Below are 13474 nucleotides of genomic sequence, written 5' to 3'. Positions count from 1 at the left end.
CTTTGCTGGCTAACGTAATCATCGGAACATGGTGAAAATGACGACTTCCGTGGAACGCAGACGCTTTTTGAAATCCATCGCCGCCGCTGGCCTGATCCTGCCGGGCATGTCGCTTTATAGCCATGCGATGGCCGAGGTCCCCGGTCTTGATCTGGGCAATGCGCAAAGCTTTGATTTTGCGAGCCTGATTGAGCGCGCCAAGGTAATGGCAACCGAGCCCTACGAAGCACCCGTTGCACCGAACCCGGAAATCGTCGGCAAGATTGATTACGATACCCATGGCAAGCTGCATTACAAACGCGATCATTCGCCGTTTTCCGACGGATCGGGCACCTATCCACTAACCTTCTTCCATCTGGGTATGTATTTCGCCAAGCCGGTGCATATGTATCTTCTGGAAAACGGGCAGGCGCGCGAAGTGATCTATAAGCCCGATTACTTTGACATGCCCGAAGACAGCATTGCCCGCCAGCTGCCGGCCAATAGCGGCTTTGCCGGCTTCCGCCTGCATGAAAATCAGGCGCGCGACGACTGGAAAACCCAGGACTGGGCGGCATTCCTCGGCGCTTCGTATTTCCGCGCCATTGGTGATGAAGGCCAATATGGCCTGTCTGCCCGCGGGATTGCGGTCAATACCGCAACCAACATCCCCGAAGAATTCCCCGATTTCCGACAGTTCTTTATCGAACCGGCGAAAAACCCCGAAGACCCGGTGACGGTCTATGCGCTGCTGGATGGGCCGAGCATCACGGGTGCTTATAAATTCCTGCTTTATCGCGGCGAAGGGGTCACCATGGATGTTGAAAAGCATCTGTTTGTCCGAAAAGACATCGAACGGCTTGGCATCGCGCCGCTGACCAGCATGTTCTGGTATTCCGAACAGAATAAATCATTCCGATTTGATTGGCGTCCGGAAGTGCATGACAGCGACGGGTTGGAACTTTGGACCGGTGGTGGCGAGCGCATCTGGCGACAGCTGAATAACCCGGAAACCATTCGTGCATCCGCCTTTGGCGACCAGAACCCGCGCGGCTTTGGCCTGATGCAGCGTGATCGCGATGTGAAAAACTATCTGGATGGCGTGCGCTATCACCGCCGCCCCAGCCTGTGGGTCGAACCGAAAGGTGAATGGAATGACGGCGCGGTTCAGCTGATCGAAATTCCGACCGACGATGAAATCCACGATAACATCGCCGCCTTCTGGGTCCCGAATGGCGAAGCCAAGGCGGGCAACAGCTATCAGTTCAAATACCGCCTGCATTGGCAGGCCCACAACCCGTTCCCGGTCAAGGAACTCGCACGCGCCACCGCCACCCGCATGGGCCGCGGCGGGGAGCCCGGGACCAATCGCCCGAAAGACGAGATCAAGTTTTCCGTCGAGTTCGAAGGCGAGGTTCTTGGAACCCTGGCCTATGGCGAGTTCCCGGAAGTGGTTGCGACATCCTCACGCGGCGAGATTGTCCGCACCAAGATCGAACCGATCATGGATACCCGCATCTGGCGCGCGGCCTTTGACCTTAAGGCGGCGGGCACCGATCCGGTTGACCTGCGCATGTATCTGAAGCGCGGTGACGCGCCACTCAGCGAAACCTGGATGTTCCAGCACTTGCCGGCACTGGGTAATCAGCAACAGGGTTAACGCAGCGACCCAAAGAAATCCTTCAGAAGCTTGGCGGCCTCGACCTCGCCGATGCCGCCATAAACTTCCGGGCGGTGATGGCAGCTTGTGCTTTCAAACACGCGCGGTCCGTGATCCACCCCGCCGCCCTTGGGGTCATAGGCCCCGAAATAGACACGGCGCAGGCGGGCAAATGAAATGGCAGTTGCGCACATCGGACAGGGTTCAAGCGTGACATACAGATCGCAATTTGGCAGACGCGGTTCGCCCTTGGCCCCGGCGGCCGCCCGGATCACGAGGATTTCGGCATGGGCGGTCGGATCGTTCATTTCCTCGGTCAGGTTGCCGGCCCGTGCGAGCACCTCGCCACTATCGGCATCGACCAGAACGGCACCGACGGGCACTTCGCCGCGCCGGGCAGCGGCACGGGCTTCTTCAAGCGCCATATCCATATAGCTATCTGCACTCATGATCTTTCCATCCCGCTTGTGCCTTGTGACAGGATACTGCCACCTTGCGGCTGATCCTGCTTTTACTTCATTTTAGGGCGTTAAGGTCCAAAGTGCTACCAAGCAGATCATCGGTCAAGCCACCAGCAAGCGATATCAGGGTGGCACACAGCCAGTGGCTGTTTGCACAGAACGCATGGACCATCGGCGTGAATTGCCGTTGCCCTTAAAGGGTTACACAGGTAGGTTCCGGCTAACTTTAATTCTCCAGCACCAAGGTTGTTTTCATCATGAGCACGCGCAAGCCGATCATTGGTATCACTCTCGATTCCGAAGAACCGGGCGGATATTCCAAATTCCCGTGGTATGCGCTGCGTGAAAACTATGCCGGTGCCGTGACCGAGGCCGGCGGCATTCCGATGCCCCTGCCCCATGAGGTTGAGCTGGTGCCTGATCTGCTGGACCTGATTGACGGGCTGGTCGTGACAGGCGGTGCGTTTGACGTTGACCCGACCCTGTTTGGCGCGACGGAAACCCATGACACGGTTGTCACCAAGGATCGGCGCACCAAATTTGAATGGGCGATGGCCGAAGGCGCGCTTGAACGCGACGTGCCGGTTCTGGGCATTTGCGGTGGTCAGCAGCTTTTGAATGTTATTCTGGGCGGATCGCTGATCCAGCATATCCCCGACAGCATTGAAAACTGCCTGCCCCATGAACAGCCAAACCCGCGCAACGAGCCGGGCCATGATGTGACGGTTGAACCGAATACGCTTCTGGCCAAAATCGTTGGTGATGTGAAAACACTGTCGGTCAATTCCGCCCACCATCAGGCGGCTGAGGGGGTTGGCCCGGATGTGATCATCAATTCCTATGCGCCCGATGGCGTGATCGAGGGGATTGAGCATCCGAAATATCGTTATTGTCTCGGGGTCCAGTGGCATCCCGAATTCCATATCAGTTCGGGCGATGCGAAGATTTTCGACGCCCTGATTTCCGAGGCCCGCAAATGAGCGACAAAAACACCACCCCGGATGACAACAAGCCCGAACGCATTGCCAAGCGCATTGCGCGATCTGGTGTTTGTTCCCGACGTGATGCCGAACGCATGATCGCCGAGGGGCTTGTGCGCCTGAATGGCAAGAAGCTTGATACCCCGGCCGTAACCGTGACCGACGAAGACGAGATCATCGTCGATGGCAAGCCGCTGCCCGAAAAGGAAAAGCCGCGTCTTTGGCGCCTGTTTAAAAAGCGCGGTCTGGTCACCAGCCACCGCGACGAACAAGGCCGCGATACGGTGTTTGAGCATCTGCCAAGCTATGTGCCGCGCGTGATTTCGGTCGGCCGACTTGACCTGAACTCCGAAGGGTTGCTGTTGCTGACCAATGATGGCGAGCTTGCCCGTTATCTCGAACTGCCCGCCACCGGCTGGGCACGCCGGTATCGTGTGCGCGTGCATGGTCAGATTGACGAAGCCAAGCTCAAGCAGCTTGAAGACGGTGTCACGGTCGATGGGGTTAATTACGGCTCCATCCATGCCGAAGTCGACGTTCAGAAAGGCACCAATGCCTGGATGACGGTGACACTTCGCGAAGGCAAAAACCGTGAAATCCGCCGTGTCATGGAACATCTTGGCTGGCCGGTGACGCGATTGATGCGTGTGTCCTATGGCCCGTTCCAGCTGGGCAATCTGGCCCCAGGCGAGTGCGAGGAAGTCACCGGCAAGGTGATGAAAGAACAGCTCGCCGCCTTTTTCAAGGGGGACTATTCCAAGGTTTCCGAAAAGAAATCGGTCGCCCGTGGCGGTACCGCGCGCCCGAAGGCACCCCGCACCGTCTTTGGCCAACCGGCCCAGCGCAAACGCCCGCAAGGCGGTCCCGATGCCAACGCAAAAGCCGATGACGCCACCGAGCAGCGCGAAACCCGCGAACGTTCGGGAACGGCTCGCAAGGGTCCGCGCATCGGTGCCGCACCGCGCGCAGGTGGCCGTGGCAAAGCTGCATCCGGGTCAGGTCGGCAGGAACGTGACATGCGCGAAGAACGCGGATCCGCACGCCCGACCAACAAGGGCCGCGGCCGTTACAGTGCGGACGGCAAGGCTACCGGTGGCCGTGATGGCGGTCGTGACGGCGGACGCAACGCCGGGCGTGATGGTGGTCGCGGAAAGCCGCAAGGTAAACCGACGGGCAAACCGACCGGTCGCAAGCCTGCTGGCAACCGACCACGCGGCGGCAAGAAGGACTAAGCCCGATGCGGATTGTTGGTGGCACCCATCGTGGCCGGGCCTTGAACGCACCCGAAGGACGCGACACGCGCCCGACACTGGATCGCGTACGTGAGGCGCTTTTTAGCATCCTGTCACACGCATCGCGCTGGTATGAGGATGACTTCAATCCGCTTTATGACGGCATCATCCTCGATGCATTTGCCGGATCCGGCGCGCTGGGGCTTGAAGCTATTTCGCGTGGGGCCGATCAGGCGGTGTTTTTTGATACTGATCGCAAGGCGATTGCGATTATTGAGCAGAATATCGACACGCTTCGTATTTCCGATCAGGCCCGTGCCCAGCGCGCAGACGCCACCAAGCCACCACGCGCAAGCCAGCCGGCCAGCATGGTGTTTCTTGACCCGCCCTATGGCAAGGAATTGATCGAACCCAGCATCGCAGCCCTTGCCAAGGCAGGCTGGATTGACGCCAATACCCTGATTGTGGCCGAACGTGATCCGCGTGATCAGGAAATCGCGCTGGATGGGTTTGACCTGTGCGACAGCCGCAAATATGGCCGTTGCCAGATTGATATCGGTCGGTTTGCCGCCTGATTGCGACGCGGCTGTTCGCCACCGCATTCTGTGATAGATTGGGTTCTGTCCAAAACCGGTTGATCGTCATGAAACGCCTGTCCAACAGCATTGCACCAGACAAGGATTTTGGTCGCCTTTTGCGCCAATGGCGACGCACAAGCGATATCAAGCAATCGCGGCTGGCCGATATTCTCGGCGTAACACAGGCAACCGTATCGCGCTGGGAAAGCGGGGCGCAAAGCCCGGCCCCGCTGCAATATGACCTGATCCACCAGATGATGACGCACAAACGCAATTTCCGCCTGGATCAGGCCGTCAAACGGCTGGTCCTGCATTCGTCACAACGCGTGCATCTGATCGAAGATCGATCACACCGGTTGCTTTGTGCGTCCAGCCCGCGTGAAAACGAATGGCAACGGGAAGTCGCACCACTTCTGGGCACCTCGCTTTGGCGGTTTGCCACCCCGGAAATCGCATTGGCGGAAAAAAGCCTGCATGACCTTGGCTGGCACGAAGATCAGACTGATCACCTGACCTTTGAAAACACTCGCCGGGATGGCGATCCACTGCGGATTGTCGATACCTATATCCTGTGGGAGCGTTTTTTTCTGTCGGACGGCACGGCGGTTCGTCTGACCACCGGATTTGATCAGCAACCAAATCATATCGGATCTGATCACATTTGATCTGATCGGGCCGCGCATATTTCATACGTGGCATTCAGTGGGCGAAATCGGGTAATCAGGGTGCTCGCCCCGCTGATGCATGCCCCATGGAATGGACCGATGCCGCCCATCACCGCCGTTATTGTTCTTTACGGACTTGGACTGACCGCCTCGATGCAGGTCGGGCTGGTTGGCCCGATTGCGCCGGATTTGCGCGCGGGGTTCGGGCTTAGTCAGGCGGAATTTGGGTTGGTCGCATCGCTAATTACCGCCGCAGGCGCACTTTGTGCCATTCCCGCCGGGGTCTGGGCCGCGCGCGCAGGATTGCGCAAATCCTTGGTGCTTGGCGGTGTGATGATGATTTTGGGCGCACTGGTCTTTGCCACCGCAAACGCAAGCGCGCTTTTATATGTCGGGCGGCTTGTCACCAGTGTTGGCTATCTTCTGATTGTCGTCGGGGCGCCAAGCTGGATGGCCGCATTCAAAAATCCGAAGCTGGTCGCCATGGCCATGAGCATTTGGGGCACCTTTATCCCGGTTGGCATTGCGCTGGGCAACTGGATCAGTGCCGCCGTGGTCACCTGGCTTGACTGGCGGATGGCGGTCGGGGCCTGCACGGTCCCGGTTCTGATTTTGCTGCCGCTTCTGGCCCTGATGGAGAAACCCGAAACCGGCAGTGGGCGACGATCACTTGCTGTCGGGGTGATCGGGGTTTTGAAATCACGCGCTGCCCTTCAGGTTGCCCTGACATTTTCCGCCTTTGCCGGTGCAACATCGGCGGCCCTTGCCTTTATGCCTGCCATGCTGGCCGATAATCTTGATATCGGCATTGCGCTTTCGGCCGGGATTATTGGCTCGACGGCGATTGGCGGAAACGTTGTCGGCAGTGTGGCTGCTGGCGCCGTTTTGGGTCGCGACGTTCCGGGCAGGAAAATCCTGATGCTGTTTTTGCCGATCATGGCCGTTGCGATCTCGACCCTGTTTGTCAGCACCTCGGTCCCGCTGAGTATCACAGCGCTGATCATATTTAACGTGTGTCAGGGGGCTGTGGCCGGGACGTGCTTTGCGCTGTTGCCGAAAATAGCCAAGGACGGTCTTTCGATGCCCGCCCTGCAAGGGATGCTGGCCCAGTTTGCCGAGATTTTCGTCGTTATCGTGCCGCCCGTTGCCGGGGCGATGATTGATCGCAATGGCTGGGCCGGGGCGGCGGCGGTTCTGGGCGGGTTCTATTTTGCCGGTTTCCTGATTTCCATTAGGGTCAGGACCTATTAATTTGGTTTGAATGGTTAAACAGATTTGTGCGGATACGCGGAGTAAAACTGCAGGAAGATATTTATCTTTCAAAGTTTTACGACAAAGTAGCCCGTGCAAATCCGTTTAATCCGGAGGACAGACGTTATATTTGCAAACTCCAGCGTCAAACCCCTTGTCCGGGATGCCGACCCGACCGGCGGGCTTTTCCTTGGATTTCGTAAATATAACGTCTGCCATTCAAATCAAATTAATAGGTCCTGACCCTAGGAACTCGAATTCCAGCAAAGCCTTTATTAGACAAAAATCGTAACCAAACTATACGATACGATGGCTTGACCTATCCCGCGAAGCAGGCGACCCTTTCCGACCCCAACAAATTCAAAAAGATTTAGGGAAGTGGAATGCAGTGGATCAAGGCCATCTTTATCGGACTGATATTGATCGGCCTGTCTGTTCTTGCTGTTTTCTTCATCTGGCTGGCCCCCGTCGGGGCGGCCTATAGCGCAAAGATCATGTGTTCCGCCATTTTCGTAAATGGCCTGACATCGACGCGCGCACGTGAAGTCGATATTCTTGCGGACAATAATCCCCTGTTATCGCTGATCACCACCAATGTCGATTTGCGCAATCAGACCATCAGCGCGCACGCATTCGGCTTTCGCAAACGCTTTGCGGTTTATCGCCCCAACCTTGGCTGCACGCTGGCTGATGATGCCGAGCATATCGCACAGTTGCGCAACGCGACCCCGGTCATGAAACCGGTTGAGGCGCGCCCGCTTCTGCCCGCGTCCCTTCCGGCCAATGTCGATCGCAGGGAGCTTAACAACATCCTGTTTGATGTCATGGATGAGCCTGGCCTGCATCCCGAACGTCGTACGCGCGCGGTTGTCATCCTGCATGATGGCAAGGTGGTCGCCGAACGCTATGCCGAAGGGATTACCGCTGACACGCCGCTGCCTGGTTGGTCGATGACCAAAAGCGTCTTTAACGTCATTCTGGGGCGCATGCGGCTAGAAGGCATGATTTCCGATATTCAGGAACCGGTTCTGATCAATGAATGGCAGGCAGAACCAAACGATCCGCGCGCGACCATCAATTATGATGACCTGCTTCGCATGCGAAGCGGCCTTGAATTTGATGAAAGCTATGCCAATCCGTTATCGGATGTGGTGCAGATGCTGTTTATCGAACCCGCTGCCGCCGGATTTGCTGTTTCCAAACCGCTTGAAAACACGCCGGGCAGCGAATTTTCCTATAATTCCGGGGCCAGTAACATCCTTTCGGCTGCGATACGCAATCTGAGCGGGTCACGGACGACCTATCTCAGCCGCCCGACGGAACTTCTGTTCCGCCCGCTGGGCATGAGCAGTGCGGTCATTGAAACCGACCCGGAAGGGTATTTTATCGCTTCAAGCTTCATGCATGCATCGGCGCGCGACTGGGCCAAGATCGGGCAATTGTTCCTGCAGGATGGCGTATGGAATGATGAACGCCTGCTCCCCGAAGGCTGGGTAGGGTATTCGACCAGCCCGGCAGCAGAAGACCCGCATGGTCTGTATGGAGCGCATTGGTGGCTTGATCTGCCCGGCAGCCGGGATGAGGATGGCATGCCGCGCGATGACATCACCCAACTGCCTGAGGATGCCTTTTTCTCGCTTGGTCATGATGGACAGTCCCTGACGGTTATTCCGTCGCGTGATCTGGTGGTCGTGCGGTTTGGCGTCACACGCAAACGCAGTGCCTTTGATCTGCGACAGTTCATCAGCGAGCTGAGTGCCGTATTCCCGGACAAAGCCGACATGCCGGCCGATGCTCCGGAACCCGATAGTGCGGACGCGCCTATTGAGGCCACTGACGGCTGATCAAGGCCGCGCGTGAGTTACAAAACCCCGACCAGATAACCGATGACCGCACCGGCACCAACCACGGCCCAAACCGGCACGATCCGCCATTGTAAAATGGCAAAGACCAGCACCACACAGCCAATATCAAACACATCAAGAATGGCGCCGGTCCAGATCGGATCATAAAGCACCGCGGCCAACAGCCCGACAACTGCGGCATTCACCCCCATCAATCCGGCCCGCATCGATGCCATATGACGCACGCGATCCCAGAATGGCAAAAGCCCGACCACCAACAGCCATGCCGGCAAAAAGATCGCGACCAGCGTCACCAGTGACGTCAGCGCACTGACCACCAACCCGGTTCCACTTGACCCGGTATGCAGGGCCGCCCCGAGATAGGCCGCAAAGGTAAAGATCGGCCCGGGTACAGCCTGTGTTGCGCCGTAACCAGCCAGGAATGTTTCGGGATCTACCCAACCGGGCGCCACAACCGCATTTTGCAGAAGGGGCAAAACAACATGCCCGCCGCCAAACACCAGCGCGCCACTGCGATAAAAGCCATCGATGACAGCAAACAGACCGGTCGGATCAAGCCTGGCAAGAACCGGCAACAGCACAAGCAGGGCAAAGAACACAGTCAGGGCAACGACCGCCCCCTTGGCCGAGCGCGGCGCGTGACCGGGATCGGAGTCTTCAGCGACCTTGTTTTTCAGCAACAACAATCCGGCAACCATGCCGCCCAGGATGACGGCGAATTGCGCCATCACCGTATCACTGGCAATCATGATCGCAGCTGCCAGAACCGCAAGGATTGCGCGCGGAATATCCGGACACAGGCTGCGCGCCATCCCCAAAAGCGCATGCACGACCACACCCACCGCCACAAGCTTGAGGCCGCGAATAATTCCCTCGACACTGCCAAGATCAAATCCGACAAACGCCATACCAAGGATGGCCAGAACAATGGCTGATGGCATGGTAAAGCCGAGCCACGCGATCAAGGATCCACGCAATCCACCCAGCGCCATGCCAATGCCCATCCCGACCTGCGAGCTCGCCGGCCCCGGGGCAAACTGGCACAGGGCAACCAGATCGGCATAGCGGCCATCGCTGAGCCATTTTCGGCGTGCGACAAATTCTTCACGGAAATAGCCGATATGGGCCACCGGCCCGCCAAAGCTGGTCAGACCAAGGCGCAGGAAAATCAGGAAAATCTGCCAAAGACCAATCCCGCCATCCGGCAAGCTTGGTGTTCGATTGTCAGTTCGACCGTTTGCGGCATCGTTTTCTGGCATCGCGTTTGGCATGTATTTTTCCTGCCCTACCCTGATTTTGCCTGACCATACGCAATCACTGTAAGGCGGCAAAGCCAAAAGCGGCCCCGCAAGCATTCGTCACATTTTCATAACAAAACCCCGCCTGCGGCATTTTACCACAGGTGGGGTTTTGCTTGTAACGTCCAGATGTATCGCCAGACAACGTCCTAGCGGAAGGCTGGCTCATCGAGCGACCGCAGTTTGCGGGAATGGAGCTGATTGACGTCCTGACGGAGCGTATCAATCGTATCAAGCCCGACCTGCAAATGCTGGCCAATGCGCTGGCGATAGAAATTGTTGGCCATGCCCGGCAATTTCAACTCGCCGTGCACCGGTTTGTCCGACACGCACAAAAGCGTGCCGTACGGCACACGGAACCGGAACCCATTGGCGGCAATGGTCGCACTTTCCATATCAACTGCAATCGCGCGCGACTGGTTAAGGCGGACAAACAATTCGCTGTAGCGCAATTCCCAGTTTCGGTTATCGGTGGTGGCCACCGTGCCGGTACGCATGCGGGCCTTCATTTCGCGGCCCTTAAGCCCGGTGATCTTGGTGACCGAGTCCGCAAGGGCAACTTGCACCTCGGCAATCGGCGGCACCGGAATCCACAGCGGCAGGTCGGAATCAAGCACATGGTCATCACGGACATAACCGTGGGCCAGAACATAATCACCGAGCAACTGGCTGCGTCGCAGACCGGCACAGTGGCCGAGCATTAACCAGCAATGCGGGCGCAGCACGGCGATATGATCCGTCGCCGTTTTGGCGTTTGACGGACCAACCCCGATATTGACCAGCGTCACACCAAGACCGTCTTCACGGATCAGGTGATAGGACGGCATCTGCGGCAATTGCTTGACCGCCTCGCCACTTTCCACCCAGCCCTTCGGCGCGTTTTTGCGCACGCTGACCTTCGGCCCCGGTTCGACAAAGGCAACATAGGGGCTTTTGGGGTCTTCAAGCTGTTCCTTGGCGAATTCGATGAATTCATCGACATAACGCTGATAGTTGGTGAACAGGACGAACTTCTGGAAATGTTCGGGTGCGGTTGCCGTGTAATGACGCAAACGCGCCAGCGAGTAATCAACACGTTCCCCCGAAAACAGCGACAGCGGCTTTGGCCCGGGCGTGGCGTTTGATCCGTAATGAACGCCATTGGCGATATCATCATCGGTGCGTGCCAGATCGGGCATGTCAAAGATCAGCTGCATCGGACGGATGTCGTTCGGCCCGATGCTGTCGGTTGCGGTTTCAACCATGAACGGCAGTGGGATCGGACGGTCCGAGACACCCACCACGACCGGAACGTCATGGTTTTTAAGCAGAAGTTCGATCTGCTCGCGGTAATATTCTTCAAACAGGTCCGGTCGGGTCAGGGTCGTGCCATAAACACCCGGATCGCGCGGTGCGCCAAATGACAGCGTGCTTTCAACATGCAGCTTTTCGGGCGGCACTTCGATGCCGAGATACGGGTAATAGGCACGTACCGGGGAAGATTGCTGGCCTTGACCGAAACGGTTAAAGGCCTCCTGGACGGCATTGGCACCGGTCGCATAAATATCCTTGATGCGCGCAAGTGCCTTGTCAGCGTCGGTAAATTCAAACAGATCGCGTACCGATCCGTGGACTTCAGAAACCATATTGGATGCTCCTTTTTGTTATTGTTGTTTGGGTCTTTTGACAGATCACGCAGCATAAAACAGCGACGGATCAATGACAAAAGCCCTTGGAGCGAGAGATTTATCACCGCCCGCCCGTCTTCTGACAACCGAAAACTTTGTTATCTCTTTCAATCCTGACGTCAAAACGCCGGGTTTGAGACAATCGAAAGGATATCAAACCAAACCTTTCCCGGAAGTTTCAGAAGCTTATGCACAATATGTCGGAGTTATTTTCAAAAATTCAAAATGACAGTTTTGCGGAGCGCGTCATAACCGACCGCCTGTTCAGCACAACGCCCCGCTGAAATCATCACAGCTCGGAAACGCAGACAAAAAAATGCCGAAACCGGGGGACGGTTTCGGCAATTTCAGGGAAGGGCCTTAGACGTTGAGGGAAAAGACGATCAACCCTGATGTGCAATCTTTATATGACCATTGGTCATTTATGTCAATTCAATTTGATGCATGGCCTATTCGACCGCCCCATGGCATCACACCAGAATATCGGTGTTCGTCCGCGAGCTCCTGCAACTTTTTCAATCTTCGTTGCACAGCTTCATCAAGTGCCCATGGGTCACCTAGTTCGGCAGACTCCAACTCAAGCACAATCTTCGCAGCACGTGGATCACTCTCGACCAGACTTTCGATATCCTGTTTTTCTTCGTCGTATTCAAGCGTCCCGCGTACATAGCCAAGAATGTGATCTTTGCCATATATCGCAAGAACCGGGCTCATATCATGCAGCCTCCGAGACATAACGTGATGCGTGTTCACGGGCTTCGATTCGACCAACCGAAGCGCGCAATTTACGGCGTGCGCGGCCAACGCGGGATTTGACCGTCCCGATTTCAACCGACATCTGGTCAGCTGCATCCTGATAGGACACGTCATCAACAGCCGTCATCATGATGGCTTCGCGTTCCTGTTCGGGCAGCTCTTCGAGAACGCGATCCGCGTCACGAAGCTGCAAGCGCGCCATCTGATTGCTGCCATGACCATAGACATCGCCAAGGTCATCCCAGTCGACCTGCGGGCCGCGTGTCTTTTCACGACGTTTTCCGGAAATGAACGTGTTGAAGAGAATACGGTGCAACCAGGCTTTAAGGCTGGTGCCTTCTTCGAACTGGTCCTTTTTGCTGATGGCTTTCAACAGCGTGTCCTGGACCAGGTCCTGCGCCATATCGGTGCTGCCGGTCAGGCGATACGCATGACGGCGCAGTGCAGGGACATGATCTTCGATTTCGTTCATCACTTGTTCAGACATCACAACCTCCTTGTTCGGATGAGCTGACCGTAACAAACCAAAATAAAAATAAAAGAAAAATCGTATGCTCTACTTAGGCAACACAAGGAACACACATACACTACACAACACAAGGAACACACTTACTTTACACAATGTAATTCACTTCATCATTATACCTGCATTACCACTTATGATTACTTTACATTACTTACATCAGCGATCGAACTGACAGATATTCAGCAAGATGGTTGTGTTATGGAACAAACAGCGGTAACGTAACTTACTCCAAAATTCTTGAACGCTTTGATTTTCAATGGCTTCAGACGGTTCTGAGAACCGCTGCAATTGACAGGAAACCCTACGTGCCGACGTCGAAAAGAACAGAAAAGCTTCAGATCATGCTTGATGATGACGAGCTTAAGGTCATTGATGACTGGCGATTTGACCACCGGATGCCGACCCGCGCTGCCGCAATCCGCGAACTAATTCGTCGCGGTTTGGTCGCTGAGGACATGGATGATCCCGAAACCGATGGCAAAAGCACCAGCGATTTCCGGGTTGAGCCGGAATAAAAAAATGATTTCCCCAACAAAAAGGCCCAGCAAAATGCTGG

At 56.2% G+C, this 13474-nt stretch carries 14 protein-coding genes; 9 read left to right on the top strand and 5 right to left on the bottom strand.

Annotation, left to right across the window (positions count from 1 at the left end):
* The first annotated feature begins 37 nt into the window (after positions 1-37).
* Positions 38-1639, top strand: a complete 1602-nt coding sequence (locus ACXAF0_RS05905; RefSeq protein ID WP_475344762.1) for an OpgD/OpgG family glucan biosynthesis protein — start codon at positions 38-40, stop codon at positions 1637-1639.
* Here ACXAF0_RS05905 and ACXAF0_RS05900 read toward each other — a convergent pair.
* Positions 1636-2088 (bottom strand): nucleoside deaminase, encoded by a 453-nt coding sequence (locus tag ACXAF0_RS05900; RefSeq protein ID WP_044826992.1) that lies wholly within the window; start codon positions 2086-2088, stop codon positions 1636-1638. The genes ACXAF0_RS05905 and ACXAF0_RS05900 overlap by 4 nt on opposite strands.
* Before the next feature lie 269 nt (positions 2089-2357).
* Between ACXAF0_RS05900 and ACXAF0_RS05895 the strand changes: the two genes are divergently transcribed.
* The 6 genes from ACXAF0_RS05895 (at position 2358) to ACXAF0_RS05870 (ending at position 8650) form a co-directional block, all read left to right on the top strand.
* The gene (locus tag ACXAF0_RS05895; protein WP_475344758.1) at positions 2358-3080 is read left to right on the top strand and encodes a gamma-glutamyl-gamma-aminobutyrate hydrolase family protein; all 723 of its coding nucleotides are present in this window, start codon (positions 2358-2360) and stop codon (positions 3078-3080) included.
* Complete coding sequence (locus ACXAF0_RS05890; protein ID WP_475344757.1) at positions 3077-4312, top strand: pseudouridine synthase; 1236 nt, start codon at positions 3077-3079, stop codon at positions 4310-4312. Before ACXAF0_RS05895 ends, ACXAF0_RS05890 begins: the two co-directional genes overlap by 4 nt.
* A 5-nt stretch (positions 4313-4317) precedes the next feature.
* Positions 4318-4887, top strand: coding sequence for a 16S rRNA (guanine(966)-N(2))-methyltransferase RsmD (rsmD, locus tag ACXAF0_RS05885; protein WP_475344756.1), 570 nt, complete (start codon positions 4318-4320; stop codon positions 4885-4887).
* 68 nt (positions 4888-4955) lie between these two features.
* Entirely contained in the window at positions 4956-5555 is a 600-nt protein-coding gene (locus ACXAF0_RS05880) for a helix-turn-helix domain-containing protein (RefSeq protein WP_475344755.1), read from the top strand.
* 99 nt (positions 5556-5654) lie between these two features.
* Positions 5655-6806 carry an MFS transporter gene (locus tag ACXAF0_RS05875; RefSeq protein WP_475344753.1) on the top strand — a complete coding sequence of 384 codons (1152 nt, stop codon included), beginning with the start codon at positions 5655-5657 and terminating at the stop codon, positions 6804-6806.
* 383 nt (positions 6807-7189) lie between these two features.
* Positions 7190-8650 carry a serine hydrolase domain-containing protein gene (locus ACXAF0_RS05870; protein ID WP_475344752.1) on the top strand — a complete coding sequence of 487 codons (1461 nt, stop codon included), beginning with the start codon at positions 7190-7192 and terminating at the stop codon, positions 8648-8650.
* Positions 8651-8667: 17 nt separating this feature from the next.
* Here ACXAF0_RS05870 and chrA read toward each other — a convergent pair whose 3' ends face one another.
* Positions 8668-9942, bottom strand: coding sequence for a chromate efflux transporter (chrA, locus tag ACXAF0_RS05865; protein ID WP_475344751.1), 1275 nt, complete (start codon positions 9940-9942; stop codon positions 8668-8670).
* 176 nt (positions 9943-10118) lie between these two features.
* Entirely contained in the window at positions 10119-11594 is a 1476-nt protein-coding gene (locus ACXAF0_RS05860; RefSeq protein ID WP_475344750.1) for an AMP nucleosidase, read from the bottom strand.
* 73 nt (positions 11595-11667) lie between these two features.
* Between ACXAF0_RS05860 and ACXAF0_RS05855 the strand changes: the two genes are divergently transcribed.
* Positions 11668-11865, top strand: a complete 198-nt coding sequence (locus tag ACXAF0_RS05855; RefSeq protein ID WP_475344748.1) for a hypothetical protein — start codon at positions 11668-11670, stop codon at positions 11863-11865.
* 203 nt (positions 11866-12068) lie between these two features.
* On the opposite strand, the gene ACXAF0_RS05850 is transcribed toward ACXAF0_RS05855, so the two are convergent.
* Both ACXAF0_RS05850 and ACXAF0_RS05845 read right to left on the bottom strand, forming a co-directional pair.
* On the bottom strand, positions 12069-12350 hold the full coding sequence (locus tag ACXAF0_RS05850; RefSeq protein ID WP_475344744.1) for a hypothetical protein: 282 nt from the start codon (positions 12348-12350) through the stop codon (positions 12069-12071).
* Position 12351: 1 nt separating this feature from the next.
* Positions 12352-12879 carry a sigma-70 family RNA polymerase sigma factor gene (locus ACXAF0_RS05845; RefSeq protein WP_475344740.1) on the bottom strand — a complete coding sequence of 176 codons (528 nt, stop codon included), beginning with the start codon at positions 12877-12879 and terminating at the stop codon, positions 12352-12354.
* A 344-nt stretch (positions 12880-13223) separates the two neighbouring features.
* On the opposite strand from ACXAF0_RS05845, the gene ACXAF0_RS05840 reads away from it, so the two are divergent.
* The gene (locus tag ACXAF0_RS05840; protein ID WP_475344738.1) at positions 13224-13433 is read left to right on the top strand and encodes a hypothetical protein; all 210 of its coding nucleotides are present in this window, start codon (positions 13224-13226) and stop codon (positions 13431-13433) included.
* The last annotated feature ends 41 nt before the right edge of the window (positions 13434-13474 follow it).

It is taken from the genome of Thalassospira sp. ABD4_177, assembly GCF_056160125.1.
The sequence above is the reverse complement of the archived record's forward strand: the minus strand, read 5'-3'. Positions and strand labels throughout refer to the sequence as shown.